The 15958-nt window shown below is 67.9% G+C and carries 14 protein-coding genes; 8 read left to right on the top strand and 6 right to left on the bottom strand.

Annotation, left to right across the window (positions count from 1 at the left end; translation table 11 throughout):
• Positions 1–129 precede the first annotated feature (129 nt).
• Positions 130–1164: a glucokinase family protein gene (locus IB223_RS00600; RefSeq protein ID WP_343227119.1), complete on the bottom strand. Its 1035-nt coding sequence runs from the start codon at positions 1162–1164 to the stop codon at positions 130–132.
• Between the two features lie 380 nt (positions 1165–1544).
• Here IB223_RS00600 and IB223_RS00605 point away from each other — a divergent pair, with 380 nt between their 5' ends.
• The 6 genes from IB223_RS00605 (at position 1545) to IB223_RS00630 (ending at position 8541) form a co-directional block, all read left to right on the top strand.
• On the top strand, positions 1545–2861 hold the full coding sequence (locus tag IB223_RS00605; protein ID WP_192199774.1) for a sugar MFS transporter: 1317 nt from the start codon (positions 1545–1547) through the stop codon (positions 2859–2861).
• A gap of 11 nt (positions 2862–2872) precedes the next feature.
• Entirely contained in the window at positions 2873–3940 is a 1068-nt protein-coding gene (locus IB223_RS00610; protein ID WP_192199775.1) for a LacI family DNA-binding transcriptional regulator, read from the top strand.
• A gap of 5 nt (positions 3941–3945) precedes the next feature.
• Positions 3946–4974 (top strand): SIS domain-containing protein, encoded by a 1029-nt coding sequence (locus IB223_RS00615; RefSeq protein WP_192201184.1) that lies wholly within the window; start codon positions 3946–3948, stop codon positions 4972–4974.
• Positions 4971–6116, top strand: coding sequence for an N-acetylglucosamine-6-phosphate deacetylase (gene nagA, locus IB223_RS00620; protein WP_192199776.1), 1146 nt, complete (start codon positions 4971–4973; stop codon positions 6114–6116). Before IB223_RS00615 ends, nagA begins: the two co-directional genes overlap by 4 nt.
• Before the next feature lie 10 nt (positions 6117–6126).
• On the top strand, positions 6127–7197 hold the full coding sequence (locus IB223_RS00625; protein ID WP_192199777.1) for a heparan-alpha-glucosaminide N-acetyltransferase domain-containing protein: 1071 nt from the start codon (positions 6127–6129) through the stop codon (positions 7195–7197).
• 264 nt (positions 7198–7461) lie between these two features.
• Positions 7462–8541, top strand: a complete 1080-nt coding sequence (locus tag IB223_RS00630) for a PQQ-dependent sugar dehydrogenase (protein ID WP_225590870.1) — start codon at positions 7462–7464, stop codon at positions 8539–8541.
• Here the strand turns inward: IB223_RS00630 and IB223_RS00635 are convergent, their stop codons facing one another.
• The 5 genes from IB223_RS00635 to IB223_RS00655 all read right to left on the bottom strand — a co-directional run bounded on the left by IB223_RS00635 (position 8542) and on the right by IB223_RS00655 (position 13855).
• The gene (locus IB223_RS00635; RefSeq protein ID WP_192201186.1) at positions 8542–8874 is read right to left on the bottom strand and encodes a lipid-A-disaccharide synthase N-terminal domain-containing protein; all 333 of its coding nucleotides are present in this window, start codon (positions 8872–8874) and stop codon (positions 8542–8544) included.
• Between the two features lie 2 nt (positions 8875–8876).
• Positions 8877–9611, bottom strand: coding sequence for a glycosyltransferase family 2 protein (locus tag IB223_RS00640; RefSeq protein WP_192199778.1), 735 nt, complete (start codon positions 9609–9611; stop codon positions 8877–8879).
• 22 nt (positions 9612–9633) lie between these two features.
• Positions 9634–11301: a phosphoethanolamine--lipid A transferase gene (locus IB223_RS00645; protein WP_192199779.1), complete on the bottom strand. Its 1668-nt coding sequence runs from the start codon at positions 11299–11301 to the stop codon at positions 9634–9636.
• The gene (locus tag IB223_RS00650; RefSeq protein WP_192199780.1) at positions 11298–12020 is read right to left on the bottom strand and encodes a phosphatase PAP2 family protein; all 723 of its coding nucleotides are present in this window, start codon (positions 12018–12020) and stop codon (positions 11298–11300) included. Before IB223_RS00650 ends, IB223_RS00645 begins: the two co-directional genes overlap by 4 nt.
• 128 nt (positions 12021–12148) lie before the next feature.
• Positions 12149–13855 carry a glycosyltransferase family 39 protein gene (locus IB223_RS00655; RefSeq protein ID WP_192201187.1) on the bottom strand — a complete coding sequence of 569 codons (1707 nt, stop codon included), beginning with the start codon at positions 13853–13855 and terminating at the stop codon, positions 12149–12151.
• Positions 13856–13991: 136 nt separating this feature from the next.
• Here IB223_RS00655 and IB223_RS00660 point away from each other — a divergent pair, with 136 nt between their 5' ends.
• Together IB223_RS00660 and IB223_RS00665 are read left to right on the top strand one after the other, a co-directional pair.
• Positions 13992–14696: a response regulator transcription factor gene (locus tag IB223_RS00660; RefSeq protein ID WP_192201188.1), complete on the top strand. Its 705-nt coding sequence runs from the start codon at positions 13992–13994 to the stop codon at positions 14694–14696.
• On the top strand, positions 14680–15939 hold the full coding sequence (locus tag IB223_RS00665; protein WP_192199781.1) for a HAMP domain-containing sensor histidine kinase: 1260 nt from the start codon (positions 14680–14682) through the stop codon (positions 15937–15939). The genes IB223_RS00660 and IB223_RS00665 overlap by 17 nt, the downstream gene beginning before the upstream one ends.
• The last annotated feature ends 19 nt before the right edge of the window (positions 15940–15958 follow it).

Genomic DNA, 15958 nt, shown 5'->3' on the forward strand with positions numbered 1-15958 from the left:
TTGTTTTAGAGTTCCGGCAGCCATCGCTCGCGCTGTTCCGCCGTGCTTGGTACTTCGATGTCGCCTGGCGTTGCACGTATCCCCTGCACCCCGCCCCTTCATGCTTCGCGCCTGTGCCGGCGCTTTCCTTCATTGGCCCTCGTCGCGATCCAGGTACCACCTGGCCGCCCCGATGACGCCCAACTGCCCGTGCTCCACCAGCTTCACGGGAATGCGTTCCAAAGCCTCGCGCATCGACCCCTTGTTGAGGAACCGCGGCACGAAACTGCTTTGAATCAGGAAATCGCGGATCTTCGGCAGGATGCCGCCGGCGAGGTACACGCCGCCCTGCACGCCGTACAGCAGCGCCATGTCGCCGACCACGCTGCCCAGCAGGCCGCAGAACACGTCGAGGCTTTCGCGCGCCATCGGGTCCTCGCCGGACAGGGCGGCGGCGGTGATGTCGCCGGGGCGCGCATACGCTGAAGGCGCGGCACCGCGCACCGCGCACAGCGCGGCGTGCAGGTTCATCAGGCCGGGACCGGAGAGGGCCTGTTCGACCGGCACGTGGGTGCGGGTTTTCAGCATCTCGGTGAGCAGCGCCATTTCCAGTGCGTTGCCGGCGGTCAGCGCGGCCTGGCCGGCTTCGGTGGCCAGGACCACGGCCCGCTTGCCGGCAGGAATCCAGACCGCCGCCCCCAGGCCGGTGCCCGGGCCGAGGATCAACGTGGGTCCCCGCGCCGGCGCGATGGCGGGACCGGCCAGTTGCAGGACCTCGCTGGCGTCCATCTGTGCAGCGGCGTGCGCCACGGCTTCGAAATCGTTGACCAGGCGAACGTCGTCGAAGCCCAACTGCGCGCGCAGCTCGACTGGCGACAGTCGCCACGGCAGGTTGTTGGTGATGACGGTGCCGTCTTCCAGCGCGTAGCCGGCACTGGCGATCACTGCTCGGCTCACCCGGGCCGGAGCCAGGCGGGCGAGGAAGTCGCCGACGATGTCACCCAGGCCCGCGTACTCGGCGCAGGCGTACTTGCGGTACTCGAGCACACTGACTGGCGCGCCAGGATCGCCGCTGCCGCGGACCAGGCCGATGCGTACATGCGTGCCACCGACATCCGCCGCGATGAAGGCGTCTTCCGCCCTGCGGATGGCATCTGCCGGTACTGGATTTGCAATGGCGACCACACGTCTCCCCACATGTTCGCGGCCGGGACTCCCGCATCCCGATATGGCCCGAGTGTGGAAAGTGTTTGACAACGTTGTCAAGACTCTGTCATCAAATGGGCGTCTGGCGGGCAGTTGGGTGTAGCGAAACGGAAACAATTGGCGTATTCAGCATTTGATTGTCCGCATATTTGCGGTTAATCATTGAAAAGGAAGGTCAATTTTCTTCAAGTCTCGCAGGACTTCATGCTGCAGTGCACGAAGGCTTGGCGCTCACACAAGGGGTTGCGCTGTCGCCGCGACTGCCCATACGGTCGCTCTTTGATGGATTCTTTGACAACGTTGTTTCCGGTCGCGGGTTTGTTGCGGACCCGCTCATCGGCCAGCACGAGGGGACTCTCATGACCATCGCATCCGGCTCCACCCCGCTTCGCTCGCTGGCCATCGTCGGCCTGCTGTTCTTCATCATCGGGTTCTTCACCTGGATCAACGGACCGCTGATCACCTTCGTGCAGCTCGCGTTCGACCTGGACGAGGTGAATGCCTTCCTCGTGCTGATGGTGTTCTACCTGTCGTACTTCTTCCTCGCCCTGCCGGCGGCGGCGTTGCTCAAGCGCACCGGCATGAAGAAGGGGCTGGCGATCAGCCTGTTCGTGATGGCAGTGGGCGCCGCGATGTTCGGCGAGTTCTCCACCCAGCGCTGGTACCCGGGCGCGCTGTCCGGCCTGTTCGTGATCGGCGGCGGATTGGCGTTGCTGCAGACGGCGGTGAACCCGTACGTCAGCATCCTCGGCCCCATCGAGAGCGCGGCCAGGCGCATCGCGCTGATGGGCATCTGCAACAAGATCGCCGGCATCCTGGCGCCCATCGTGATCGGCACGCTGGTGCTGCATGGGGTGGGCGACCTCGCTGCGCAGGTCGAGGCCGCCGACGCGGCCGGCAAGGCGGTGCTGCTGGATGCATTCGCCGCGAAGATCCATCTGCCGTACCTGGTGATGGCCGGCATCCTGGTTGTGGTCGCCATCGGCATCCTGTTCTCGCCGCTGCCGGAGGTGAAGCCTTCCGACGCCAACGCCGCGCCCGTGGCGGATGCCGCCGATGGCGAACGCGGCCTGGCGCAGTTCCCGCACCTGTGGCTGGGCGTGCTGTGCCTGTTCCTCTACGTGGGCGTGGAGGTGTTGGCGGGCGACGCGATAGGCACGTACGGCCGCGGCTTCGGCCTGCCGCTCGACCAGACCAAGCTGTTCACGACCTACACGCTGTTCGCGATGCTGGCCGGTTACCTCGTCGGACTGGTCGCGATCCCGCGCTTCGTGTCGCAGGAACGCTACCTGGCCATCTCCGCGACGCTGGGCGTGCTGTTCGCGCTCGGCGCGCTGCTGACCCATGGCTATGTGTCGGTGGGTTTCGTCGCGGCGCTGGGCTTCGCCAACGCGATGATGTGGCCGGCGATCTTCCCGCTGGCGATCAAGGGCCTCGGTCGGCATACCGAGACCGGATCGGCCCTGCTGATCATGGGCATCGCCGGTGGCGCCATCCTGCCGCAGGCGTTCGCGGTGCTGAAGCAGCACTACGACTTCCAGGCGGTGTTCGCGGGGCTGGCCGTGCCTGGGTACCTGTACATCCTGTACTACGCACTGGCCGGACACCGGGTGGGTCGGTCGCGGCCGGCGACGGACGTGCCGGAACGCGGCATCATGGCGGACTCGCCTCCATGACGGAAACGCCCATGCGCCGACCCACCATCAAGGACGTTGCCGAACGCGCGAAGGTCTCGCTGAAGACCGTGTCCCGGGTCATCAACAACGAACCGTCGGTGCTGCAGGGCACCCGCGCGCGCGTGCTGCACGCGATCGCAGAACTGGACTACGAGCCGGACCAGTCCGCGCGCAACCTGCGCAGCGGCACGCCGTTCGTGATCGGGCTGGTGTACGACAACCCCAACCCGTACCACATCATCGGCGTGCAGAACGGCGTGCTGGCCGCGTGCAAGGAAACCGGCTTCGGCCTGCAGATCCATCCGGTCGATTCCACCTCGCCGTTGCTCGCGGAGGAGCTGGTCGAGTTCGTGCAGCGTTCGCGCTTGGCCGGCCTGGTGCTGACCGCACCGATGTCCGAGCGCGCCGACCTGGTGACGGCGCTCGCCGCGCGCGGGGTGAAGCTGGTGCGCATCATCGCCGCCACCGAAGATCCGGACGATGGCCTGCCCTGCGTCTACGTGGATGATCGCGACGCCGCATACGAGATCACCGAACACCTGATCCAGCTCGGCCACCAGCGCATCGGTTTCCTCTGGGGCGGCCTGGCGCACCGGTCGAGTACGGAGCGCTATGCCGGCTACGAGAAGGCGCTGAAGGATTACGGCATCCAGCTCGACAAACACCTGGTGGTGCCGGGCGACTACACCTTCGACGATGGCTTCCGGGGTGCACGCCGGTTGCTGGCGCTGCGCGAGCCCCCCACGGCGATCTTCGGTTCCAACGACGAGATCGCGGCCGGCGTGCTGGCCGCCGCCAAGTCCACCGGCATGAACGTGCCTTACGACCTGTCCATCGCCGGGTTCGAAGACAGCCCGTTTTCCAAGCAGTCGTGGCCGCCGCTGACCACCGCCAAGCAGGCCACGCAGGACATCGCGAAACAGGCCGCACGCCTGCTGATCGCCGGCCTGCGCCAGGACGCCTACGACGACAATCCTTCGCCCGTGCACAACCAGGGCTTCGTGCCGCAACTGGTGGTGCGTGGCTCCACTGCGCCGGTCAGGCCGCGCGCGGACCGACCCGAACCGACCTCCCCATGACCGACATCTCGTTGCCCGCACCCTCCGATACGCTGATGCACCAGGAGGCGGCCCAGACCGCCGACATCGTCGCCGACCAGTACACCCGCAACGCCGCCACGGTGAAGGTGCTGGCCGACGACCTCCGCCGCAATCCGCCGCCCTTCGTCGTCACTTGCGCGCGTGGCAGTTCCGACCATGCGGCCACCTATGCGAAGTACCTGTTCGAAACCCAGCTGGGCGTGGTGACCGCATCGGCCTCGCCATCGGTGGGTTCGGTCTACGAAGCGAAGCAGCGGCTGGACGGCGCGCTGTATGTGGTGGTTTCGCAGTCGGGCAAGAGCCCGGATCTGCTGCGCAACGCGACGCAGGCGAAGGAGTCCGGCGCGCGCGTGGTGGCGCTGGTCAACGTGGAGGACTCCCCGCTGGCGCAACTCGCCGATACCGTGCTGCCGCTGCGCGCCGGTCCCGAGCGCAGCGTCGCGGCGACCAAGAGTTATCTCGGCTCGCTGGCGGCCATCCTGCAGCTGGCCGCGTACTGGAAGGACGAAGCGCCGTTGCATGCGGCGACGGAGGCGCTGCCGGAAGCGTTGCGGCGCGCGTGGCAGGCGGACTGGTCGCCGTTGGCGGAGGGGCTGGTGGGTGCACACAACCTGTTCGTGCTCGGCCGCGGATTGGGCCTGGCCGCCGCGCAGGAAGCCGCCCTGAAGTTCAAGGAAACCTGCGGCCTGCACGCGGAAGCCTACAGTTCGGCCGAGGTGAAGCATGGGCCGATGGCGCTGGTGGGACCGGGTTTCCCGGTGCTCTGTTTCGCCCAGCCCGATGAAACCGAGGCCGGCACGCTGGCGCTGGCGCAGGAATTCCGCGGCCGCGGCGCACAGGTGTGGGTGGCGTCGCGGCAGGGCGATCTGCCGCTGGTCGAAGCACCGCATCCGGCCTGCGCGCCGCTGCTGACCATCCAGAGCTTCTATCGCGCGATCAATGCACTGGCGCTGCGTCGCGGCCACAATCCCGATGTGCCGCCGCATCTGAACAAGGTCACTGAAACGGTATGAATGCGATGAGTCCTGCCACCGCCCTGTGCCATGCACGCGTGCTTACGCCCGACGGCGTCGTCGATGGCCTGGCGGTGCTGATGCAGGATGGTCGCATCGCCGACCTCGTCGCCAATGACGCGGTGCCGGCGGAAGCGAAGCGGGTCGATCTCGGAGGTGCACTGCTGGCGCCCGGCTTCATCGACGCGCAGGTCAATGGCGGTGGCGGCACGCTGTTCAACAACGACACCAGCGTCGAGGCGATACGCACCATCGCAGAGGCGCACCGTCGTTTCGGCACCACGGGGCTGTTGCCCACGCTGATCAGCGACGATGCCGACGTGATGGCGCGCGCCATCGCCGCCACGCGTGATGCCATTGCGCAACAGGTTCCGGGCATCCTCGGCATCCATCTGGAAGGGCCGTACATCGCGCCGGCGCGCAAGGGCACGCACGATGCCGGCAAGTTCCGCGTACCGGGCGCAGACGAGGTCGCGATGGCCACCTCGCTGGCCAATGGCGTCACCTTGCTGACGCTGGCACCGGAGCAGGTGCCTGCGGACACCATCCGCGCGATGGTGGCGCGCGGTGCCATCGTGGTGGCCGGGCACACCGCCGCCACGTACGAACAGGTCCGCACCGGCATCGATGCCGGCATATCCGGGTTCACCCACCTCTACAACGCGATGTCACCCCTGCAGGGCCGCGAGCCCGGCGCGGTCGGCGCCGCCCTCGAAGACGACGGCTGCTGGTGCGGAGTGATCGTCGATGGCGTGCACGTGCATCCGGCCAGCTTGCGCGTGGCGCTGGCGGCCAAGCCGCGCGGCAAGGTGTTCCTGGTCACCGACGCGATGCCACCGGTCGGCGCGGATGATCCCTCCTACGTGTTGTACGGCGAAACCATCACCGCCATCGACGGCGTGGTGCGCAACGCCGCGGGTGCGTTGGCGGGCTCGGCGCTGGACATGATCACGGCAGTGCGAAACAGCGTGCATCTGCTGGGCCTGCCGCTGGAGGAGGCGCTGCGGATGGCGTCGACCTATCCGGCCGAATTCCTTGGCTTGGGCGCCACGCACGGTCGCATCGCGCCGGGCTATCAGGCCGATCTGGTCGCGCTGGACGCCCGCCTGCAGGTGGTAGGGACGTGGATCGGCGGGAAGTGACGCGGTACGCATGAGCGTCGCCTCGGCCCGGTTCGCCTCCGTCGACGCGCTGCGCGGGTTGACCGTGGCGGCGATGTTGCTGGTCAACACGCCGGGTGACTGGTCGCATGTGTATGCGCCCTTGCTGCACGCCGAATGGCATGGCGTCACCCCGACCGACATAGTGTTCCCGTTCTTCCTCTTCATCGTCGGCGTGTCGATCGCGCTGGGTGTCGTGCCACGCAGAGAGGCCGGCGTGGAGCGCAAGGTGCTGGTGCGTGCCGTGCTGTGGCGGGCGACGAAGATCGTCGCGCTGGGAATGGCCCTGCACCTGCTCGCATTCTGGTTGCTGGATCGTCCGCAGTTCCGTCCGTGGGGCGTGCTGCAGCGGATCGGGCTCTGTTTCGCGGCCGGCGGGATGATCGCGCTGTACCTGAAACCGCGCCTGCAATGGACGGTGGTCGTGACCACGCTGCTCGGTTACTGGGCGCTGCTGGCGCCGTGGGGCTACGCGCCCTTCGAGCATCTTCCCGCCCGGGTGGACACCGCGCTGTCCGGACACTGGCTGTACCAGTGGGACCCCGCAACGGGGCGCGGGCAGGATCCCGAAGGATTGCTCAGCACATTGCCCGCCATCGCCACCACGCTGCTCGGAGTGCGCGCGGGCGAGGCGTTGCGTGCGGGCGCGGTGAAGCCACTTGCGGTCGCGGGCGTGCTCGCGGTCGCGCTCGGCCTGGGCTGGGCGCCGTTGTTTCCGTTGAACAAGGCGCTCTGGACATCGTCCTACGTGCTGTTCACCGCCGGCTGCGCGACGCTGGCGCTGGCGGCGTGCCATCTGCTGGTGGATCGGCATGGCTGGCCGGCGCTGGGTCGTCGCTTCGGCATCAATGCCATTGCCGCGTACGTCGGTGCGGCGGTCATGACCTACATCTTGCTCGGCATGGGCTGGATGGGGCCGATCTACCAGGTCGGCTTCGCCGGATGGATGACGCCGCGATTCGGTCCTTACGTGCCGTCGCTGGCGTTCGCGCTGGCGTTCGTCGGCGTGTGGTGGCTGGTCGTGCGCCTGATGGACCGCCAGGGCTGGTACCTGAAGGTCTGAAGCACAGGAACCATCACGCTTTTCTTCACCGCGCGGGAGTACAACGGCAGCCAGTCACCCGCCGGATGCGCCCGCATGAGGATGTCGTTGCTGCTCGCCTGTTGCCTGAGCCTGCCCGCATGCCAGCGGGCAACGGTGGACGACCAGGGCGTGAAGGTCGTGGTGGCCTCGCGGACGGGCTCCGCGACATCCGGACCGGCCGCAGGCATTGCGCCAGTAGCGTCGCCGGTATCCGATGCCTCCGCATCGGGAACCGGCCGCACCATGGCGGGCCTGTCGCGGGCGCGGGCGGTGCCGGACCCGCCCTTCACCAGCACACCGGTGGCCACGTTCAACGAGCCCTGGGCGATGACGTTCCTGCCCGATGGCCGCCTGCTGGTGACGGAGAAATCCGGCAGGCTGCGACTGGCCAATATCGCCACGGGCCAGGTCGGCGAGATCATCGGCGTGCCCACCGTCGCGTACGGGGGACAGGGCGGATTCGGTGACGTGCTGCCGCATCCGCGTTTCGCCGACAACCGGCTGGTCTACCTCAGCTATGCCGAAGCCGGCAGCGGCGGCACGCGCGGCGCCGCAGTGGCGCGTGCGACGCTGGTGCTGGATGCCAGCGGCAACGGCGGCAGCCTGTCCAACCTGCAGGTGGTGTGGCGGCAGTTGCCGAAGGTCAGCGGTGATGCCCACTACGGGCATCGGCTGGCGTTCGGTGCGGACGGCAAGCTGTGGATCACCTCCAGCGACCGCCAGGCGATGGCACCGGCGCAGGACCTGCAGTCGTCGCTTGGAAAGCTGATCCGCCTCAACGACGATGGCAGCGTGCCACCGGACAATCCGTTCGCCGCGCAGGGCGGTATCGCCGCGCAGGTGTGGACGCTCGGGCATCGCAACCTGCTGGGCATCGCCTTCGACGGCAGTGGCCGTTTGTGGACCCACGAGATGGGTCCGGCGGGCGGCGACGAACTCAACCTGATCGAGCGCGGAAGCAACTACGGTTGGCCGGTGGTTTCCAATGGCGACCACTACGGCGGCACGCCGATTCCCGATCACCCGACACGCCCGGAGTTCAATGCACCGGAAGCGTGGTGGACACCGGTGATCGCGCCGGCGGGCTTCGTCATCTACTCGGGCAATCTGTTCCCGTGGTATCGCGGGAAGGGCTTCATGGGCGGGCTCGCCTCGCAGGCGCTGATCGAGATCGAATTCGACGGCACGCAGGCACGCGAGGCGCGTCGCTATCCGATGGGCCGCCGCATTCGCGAGGTCGAACAGGGGCCCGATGGCGCGCTGTGGCTGCTGGAAGACGGCAGTGGTGGCCGCCTGTTGAAGCTGACGCCCAATCGCAGCTGATCAGGGCGTGCTTCCCAGCGCCCGCTGCTGGCGCTGGTGATGGATGTCCAGGTAGAGGCTGTAGGCGGCGGTGAAGGCGGGCAGCAGGTTCTGCAGCACGCCTACCGCATCCTGCTTGGACGAGAACAGGAAGTAGCTCAACGCCATCAGGCTGCCGCACAGGCTCATGTACCAGAACAGGCGCGGGATCACCGGGCGGCGTGCGCGCCGCGATGCGACGAACTGGACCAGCCAGCGCGCGCCGAACAGGGCGGCGCCGGTCAGGCCGATCAGCTTCCACGGCGTCATGTGCAGGCCGGTCCAACCCAGCCAGACGATTTCCTGGTCCATCATGTTCACGATTTGCGCCCTGCATGGATCTCGCTGACGGCGGTCACGTGGCTGCGATGGATCAGCCACGACACGCCCATCAGATCGCGAATGCCGACCAGGGCGCGGCCCAGATTGGTGTACTTCGATTGGCCGGACCCGCGTGGCCGGTGCGACACCGGCACGCTGACCGTCAGCCAGCCGGCACGCTGCATGAGCGCGGGCAGGTAACGGTGCATGTGGTCGAAATAGGGAAGCTCGAGGAACGCCGCACGCTCGAACAGCTTGATGCCGCAGCCGGTGTCGGGCGTGTCGTCATGCAGGAGCCACTGGCGGATGCGGTTGGCCCAGCGCGATGCCCAGCGCTTGCTGCTGGTGTCCTTGCGATCCACCCGCCAGCCCGCGTAGAGCCGGGTCTGCGGATTGCCCGCCTCGCGTGCCGCCAGCAGCTTGAGGATGTCGCCGGGATCGTTCTGGCCGTCACCGTCGAGGGTGACGATCCATGGCGACAGCGCATGCTTCACGCCGGTGCGGACGGCGGCGCTCTGGCCGCTGCGCCGGTGGTGCACCACCACGCGCAACTCCGGCACCTCGGCCTTCAACGCCGCGAGCACGTCGCGGGTGTCGTCTTCGGACTGGTCATCCACGCAGACGATGTCGAACACGATGCGGCCACGGAGGTGCTGGACCACTTCGCGCACCAGCGGCCCGATGTTGCCGGCCTCGTTGAAAACAGGAATGACGACGGAAAGGCTTGTCATGGGGGTGCTCGTCTCGACCATGTCAGCGTGCGCTCCTGCAGGTCAGGAAAATGTCGTAGTCCGGCTGATACAGCGATGTCTTCACGTCGGTGAGTCCCAGTACGGTGTGGAAAAGCTGGTCATGGCTGGCCTGCCTGCCCGTGCGGTCGCGCAGGCACTGCGGATCCAGGTGCGTGGATTGCCGCCACGAGGGCGAGAACCACGCGACCATCGGCACGTCGAGTTGCTCGCGTGGCGCGATGGCATAGGGCATGCCGTGCAGGTAAAGGCCCTTCTCGCCCAGCGATTCGCCGTGGTCTGAGACATAGAGCAAGGCCGTGTCGTAGCCCGGGAGCGTCGACAGGCGATCGATCGCGCCCGCGAGTACGTGGTCCGTGTAGGCGAGTGCGTTGTCGTATGCATTGACGATCTGCGCGCGGCTGCAGCGCCCAAGATCCGAGGTCTCGCAGACAGGCGTGAAGCGACGGAAAGCAGGCGGGTAGCGCTCGAAGTAGGTCGGGCCGTGGTTGCCCAGCATGTGCAGCACGATCACCTGGTCGCCCTTGTTGCGCGCGACGCTTTCCTCCAGCCCTTCAAGCAGGATGCCGTCGAAGCAGCGCGTCCCGTTGCAGAGTGCGGGGTCCTTGCGTGCATGCAGGTCTTCGACCGGCAGTCCGGTACAGACGCCTTTGCAGCCGGACTGGTTGTCGCGCCACAACGTGGCCACGCCCGCGCGTTGCAGGACGTGCAGCAACGACTGGTGGCTGCGGATCGCTTTTTCGTCGTAGTTTTCGCGTCCCCACGGCGAGAACATGCAGGGCAGCGAGACCTCGGTGCTGCTTCCGCACGCAGTGACGTGCGGGAAGTTGAGGACGTCGCGTGCCGCCAGTTCCGGCGTGGTCTGGCGCGCGTAACCGTTGAGGCCCCAGTTGGCGGCACGCGCGGTCTCGCCCACCACCAGCACCAGCAGGCGTGGCCGCCGCATGGTGGCAGCGGGCGACTGCACGGCGTCCTCGCCGATGGGAAGTCGGGTATGGGCGCGGCCGGGCGGGTCTTCGCTGACCACCTTCGCCAGCGACACGAGTACGTTGGCGGGCGTGACGAGGTAGCGCACTTCGCGCTGGTTGCGCAGGAAGGCGGTAAGCGGTTGCAGGGAAGGCAGCACGCCGACCAGCCCGACCAGGACCATGCCGAGGAGGAAGACGCTGCGCGCCAGCATTGCGCGCGCAACGCCGCGCGGCCGCAGGCGCACGCGCCACACAACGAATAGCGGAGGCACCGCCGCCAGCAATGGCAGCAGCGCATCCGGGCCGGCGAGGTCGGCGGCCTCGCGCCAATCGGTGTGCAGGACGTTGCGGACCATGTCGGCGTCGATGTAGATGCCGTACGCGGCCATGTAGTGCCCGGCCAGCGCCGCGACCACCACCAGCAATGACAGCACCACGCGCGCGGTACGGCGCCAGACCAGCAGCGACAGCCAGATCCCGTGCACTGCGGTGACCAGCAGGAACAACGACAGCGTCCAGGTTCCCTGTGCCCATGGCTGCGGGGACGCCGCCCGCCAGAAGACCGCGTTCGCGAACAGGCTGAAGTAGAGGCAGGCCGCCAGGATCAGTGTTTCCGTGCCCACCAGCGGGCGGACCGCCAGCGCGGCACGCAACCGTTGCCAACGAGAGAGTGCGCCTGCGTGATCGAGCACCGAAACGCTCATGCGCATGCCTCCGTCGTCACCGGGCCGCGTCGCGCGCCGACTCCCTCGACGGCACAGGCGATGGTCCAGCACACCGCCAGGCTGGCGACGTCATGCGACAGGAAGTGCGCGCCGCGCAGCTGCTGCGCCAGGCCGAAGACGCCACCCGCCAGCAGCCCGATCGCGAGCCCTGCATGCCGCCATCGGGGCGCGACGTGCAGGAAGAAAAAGTACGACGCCACCCAGGCATAGCCACTGGCGGCGTGCGCGGCGGGAAAACAGGCGGCGTGGCCCAGCGAAATAGGGCGCGGTGCCAGCAGCGGCACGTAGGCGCGTTGGCCGCCGAAGCCCGCCAGATCCCATGGGCAATCCACCTGCGTGACCGCCTTCAACAGGGCCACGCATGCGGTGGACGCGAGCAGTGCCAGCAGCAGGCGGGCGGCAGGGCGCGTCCATGTGGCCGATGCAGGCTTCGCCCAGTGCACCAGGGTGGCGGCCAGCAGGCCAAGCCAAGCCAGCAGGCTCGCGGTGCGGCCGCCGCGATGCAGGACGGTTTCCAGCAACACGCTGCGCTTCAGCGACCACGCATCGCCTTCCCAATGGAACAGCCAACCCGCCCAGGGCAGGTCGATGCGGCACGCCAGCAGCCACGCGATCAGCAGCAGGGGTAAGGAAACCAGCGCGAGGCGCGGCCAGGAACCTGCCGTCGAAGGAGAGCGCGGTAGCGATGAAACGGGCATGCGGATGCGAGTGCAGGAAGGTGCACGCATGCTCGTGGCCGCGATGTCGTAGCGCAGTCGGACAGCCGTCGGAAACGCGTTAAGTCACGCGCGAATGATTCCCGCCTGCACGCGGCGTTGTTTCGGATTCAGTCTTCGCCGACATCCGCCGACCAGTCGGGTGGCACATCGCAGCCTTCGATCCAGGCATCCCCGGGTGCAAGAATCCATGCGCGCCGGTTGGATGCGCCGATGTCGATCACCTTCGCCGGATCCAGGCACGGGCCGATGGCTTCCCTGCGCAGGAAAAGCCAGCGCTTCGCCGGCGCTTGCAGCAGCCACGCGTGCGCATGCTGCCACTGCGCCGCCCAGGGCTGCTTGAAGCCGAAGTCGGTCACGGGCCGGTCCGCCTGCAGCAGGTGCTGTTCGCGCCAGCCCAGCATGGCCAGTTCGGCATCCGGACCGATCCGCTCGCCGACGCGCTGCATCAGCGCCTTGGCCGAACTGTCGGGGCTGAGCGCCGGCATGAAGCCCATGCCATACGCCGTCCACAGGGCGGCCGTCACGGCGACCAGCGCCACCGGCACATGTCGTCGCGCGGCGACTATCGCGGCGAGTGCGACGACAGCGAATCCCAGCAGCCATCCGCTCAGCTGCGCGACCGTCGCCATGTCCATGCCGCGGCCGTCGAGCAGTGCGTGCAGGCGCTCGGGTGGCGCCATCGACAGCCACGCGCCCAGCATGCCTGCGACCAATGCCAGCACGGCCATGTACGACCACAGCGTTGCGCGCACCGCGCGTCGTCGCAACAGGCCCGGGAGCAGCGGTGCCGCCGCCACCGCCAACGCCGGCAGCATCGGGAAGATGTAGACCTCGCGCTTGCCCGGGCTGGCGCTGAAGAACACCAGCACCAGCGCCGCCCAACCCAGCAGCAGGACGTGGCGCGCATCCGGCCGGCGCACGCGCCGCCACCACGCGGGCAGCAGCCACGGCGCCAGCAGCACGCCGGGCAGCCACAGCGTCAGCATCGCTTGCAGGTAGTACCACGCCGGTTTCACGTGATGCCATGCGTTGGCATAGCGCGTGCCGGTCTGCTTGAACAGCATTTCGCGCGCATACCCCTGCAGCGCGGGGTCCGGGGAAGAGAGCGCCGTCGCCAGCATCGGCACGAGCCACGTGCCCGCACCCAGCAGGAATCCCGCCACGCCTGCAAGCACGTGCACGCCACGCGGTGCGGGCAGCGCCCGGGATGCCGTCCGTCGCGCCCACAGCCACGGCAGGAACACCAGCAGCGGCAGGAAGCCGACTCCCTTGGTCACCGTGCCCAGGCCGGCGGCGAACGTGCCGAGCGCCAGCAGCCACGGACTCGGCTTCTCCAGCAGATAGCGCAGCAACGCCCACAGCGACAGCGTGGTCATGGCCACCAGCACCATGTCGATCTGCGCACGCTTGGCCTGCAGAGCGAACTGCAGGCAGACGAACAGGCCGAAGACGGCGTAGGGCATTGCGTGCCGGCCCCACAGGCGGCGCGCCAGGTCACCGGACAACCCGAGCGTCAGCAGCGCGGCCAGCAGCGACGGCAGCAGGAACGCCACCTGCCAGCTGCGCACCAGCAGGTAGCTGACGGCCTGCAGCCACATGAATGTCGGAGGCTTCTCGGCGTACAGCTCCACGCCACGGTGCGGGAACAGCCACTGGCCGGTCTCCACCATCGTCCGCGCGGCCAGCACGAAGCGCGGTTCGTCCGCCGGCATCGGTTCGCGCATGCCCAGTCCCGCCAGCAGCGCCCACACCATCAGCACGAGCAGCAGCGGCGTCTGCCAGCCGGGGGCGTGTTGAAGGCGCATCGGGCGCATGGGGGGCATGCCGGTCTGCAACGCGGCGCATGATCGTGGATGATGGGGCGTAGGAGATTCGTCGGAATTCCGACGGCGCTTCGACGTCCGGCCTGCGATGCTGCCGGTCCTTCCCCTGCTGGCGCGGACCTTGCCGATGCGGCTGCTGGTCATCGAAGACAACCGGAACCTGGTGGCGAACCTGTTCGATTACTTCGAGGCGCGCGGCCACACCCTGGACGCGGCGCCCGACGGCGTGACCGGCCTGCACCTGGCCAGCACCCAGGTCTACGACGCCATCGTGCTGGACTGGATGCTGCCGCGCCTGGAGGGCCCGGAAGTGCTGCGCCGCCTGCGCGAGGAGCACGACTCCAGCGTGCCGGTCATCATGCTGACCGCGCGCGACGAACTGCCCGACAAGATCGCCGGTTTCCGCGCGGGCGCCGACGACTACCTGACCAAGCCGTTCGCGCTGCCGGAACTCGAAGTGCGGCTCGAGGCGCTGATGGCGCGGATGCACGGCCGGCAGCGGCGCAAGGTGCTCGAAGTGCACGACCTGAAACTCGACCTCGCCACGCTGGAGGCTACCCGCGCCGGGCAGGTGCTGCATCTGTATCCCGCCTGCCGCAAGCTGCTGGAAACGCTGATGCAGGCCAGCCCTGCCGCCGTCACCCGGCAGCAGCTGGAACATGCGCTGTGGGGCGACCACCCGCCGGATGGCGACATGCTCCGCTCGCACATCTACGAATTGCGCCGCAGCGTGGATGGCCCGTTCCCGGTGAAGCTGATCCAGACCCTGCCCCGCACCGGCTACCGTCTGGCGGTCACCCATCCGGAGGGACGCGATGGCAAAGCGCCGTAGCCTGCATGCGAAAATCAGGCGTCTGCTCGGTGGTTACGCGGTATTGCTGGCCGCCATCATCATCCTGGTCTTCGCGGATGACTTCCTGGAGGACTGGGTCTGGAAGTTGCTGCTCCAGCAGGAGATCGTGCACTACGTCCAGCAGAAGGCCGCAGATCCGGGCCACGAATGGCGTGACACCGACGCGATACAGCTCTACAGGGTGCCGGGCCGCCAGCCCCCGCCCGGCCTGTCGATGCTGCCGCAAGGCGTGCACGATGATTTCTGGTTCGGCGGGCGCGAGAACGTGGTGCTGGTCCAGCGCGTGCAGGGCGTTGACTACTTCGTCGTGCGCGACATCACCGGGATCGAGACCATCGAGGACGCCCTGCTCCTGGGATCACTGGGTCTGGCGTTCATCGCGCTGGTAGTCATAGGGGTGATGGTCGCCCGGGGCGTGCGGACTGCGCTGCGTCCCCTGTCCGACCTCGCGAACGACATCGGTGCGCTTTCTCCCGATCATGCCGGCCAGCGCGTGGTCGTGGCGGACGGCGCCAGTTCCGAGCTGCATGTCATCACCAACGCCCTGAACGATTACCTGCGCCGCCAGGATGACTTCGTCGAGCGCGAGCGCACCTTCATCGACACCGCCAGCCACGAACTGCGTACGCCTATCGCCATCATGGCGGGCGCCAGCGAACTGGCACTGGAGCAACCCGGCCTGCCAGCGCCGGCGCGCCAGCAGGTGCAACGCATCCATCGCACGGCCCGCGACGTGGAGCGCCTGATCGCCCTGCTGCTGACGCTCGCCAAGGACCCGGCACGGTTGTCGCGCAGCAACGAAGTGGTGATGCTGCATGAACTGCTGCCGGACATCATCGACGACCACCGCCACCTGCTGGCGGGCAAGGATCTTTCCATCGTGGTCGACGAACTGCTGCCATGCACGGTGTCCGCGCCCCTGCACATCGTCCAGGCGGCCATCGGCAACCTGCTGCGCAACGCCATCGAGAACAGCGACCGCGGCGAGATCCACATCCGCCTCGACGCCGATGCCACCGTCACCCTGCAGGATCCCGGGCACGGCATGTCTCCGGAAGACATCAGCCGCATCTACGCACAGCTGGCGCGCGGCGGGAGTCGCGAAGGCGGCGGCATCGGACTGGATCTGCTGGCACGCCTGTGCGAACACCTGGGCTGGACGCTGTCGATCCAGTCGGCGCCGGGGCGCGGCACGATCAGCCGGCTGCGCCTCTCGCGCTGACGGCACGCCTTCACACGAT

The sequence above is a fragment of the Pseudoxanthomonas sp. PXM03 genome (assembly GCF_014852005.1).
Taxonomy (GTDB): domain Bacteria; phylum Pseudomonadota; class Gammaproteobacteria; order Xanthomonadales; family Xanthomonadaceae; genus Pseudoxanthomonas_A.

What these genes read in the sequence shown, in the direction of transcription:
- IB223_RS00605 (WP_192199774.1), top strand. Translation starts at nt 1,545, where the DNA reads ATGACCATCGCATCCGGCTCCACCCCGCTTCGCTCGCTGGCCATCGTC.
- IB223_RS00610 (WP_192199775.1), top strand. Translation starts at nt 2,873, where the DNA reads ATGCGCCGACCCACCATCAAGGACGTTGCCGAACGCGCGAAGGTCTCG.
- nagA (WP_192199776.1), top strand. Translation starts at nt 4,971, where the DNA reads ATGAATGCGATGAGTCCTGCCACCGCCCTGTGCCATGCACGCGTGCTT.
- IB223_RS00625 (WP_192199777.1), top strand. Translation starts at nt 6,127, where the DNA reads ATGAGCGTCGCCTCGGCCCGGTTCGCCTCCGTCGACGCGCTGCGCGGG.
- IB223_RS00630 (WP_225590870.1), top strand. Translation starts at nt 7,462, where the DNA reads ATGGCGGGCCTGTCGCGGGCGCGGGCGGTGCCGGACCCGCCCTTCACC.
- IB223_RS00635 (WP_192201186.1), bottom strand. Translation starts at nt 8,874, where the DNA reads ATGATGGACCAGGAAATCGTCTGGCTGGGTTGGACCGGCCTGCACATG.
- IB223_RS00640 (WP_192199778.1), bottom strand. Translation starts at nt 9,611, where the DNA reads ATGACAAGCCTTTCCGTCGTCATTCCTGTTTTCAACGAGGCCGGCAAC.
- IB223_RS00645 (WP_192199779.1), bottom strand. Translation starts at nt 11,301, where the DNA reads ATGAGCGTTTCGGTGCTCGATCACGCAGGCGCACTCTCTCGTTGGCAA.
- IB223_RS00650 (WP_192199780.1), bottom strand. Translation starts at nt 12,020, where the DNA reads ATGCCCGTTTCATCGCTACCGCGCTCTCCTTCGACGGCAGGTTCCTGG.
- IB223_RS00655 (WP_192201187.1), bottom strand. Translation starts at nt 13,855, where the DNA reads ATGCGCCCGATGCGCCTTCAACACGCCCCCGGCTGGCAGACGCCGCTG.
- IB223_RS00660 (WP_192201188.1), top strand. Translation starts at nt 13,992, where the DNA reads ATGCGGCTGCTGGTCATCGAAGACAACCGGAACCTGGTGGCGAACCTG.
- IB223_RS00665 (WP_192199781.1), top strand. Translation starts at nt 14,680, where the DNA reads ATGGCAAAGCGCCGTAGCCTGCATGCGAAAATCAGGCGTCTGCTCGGT.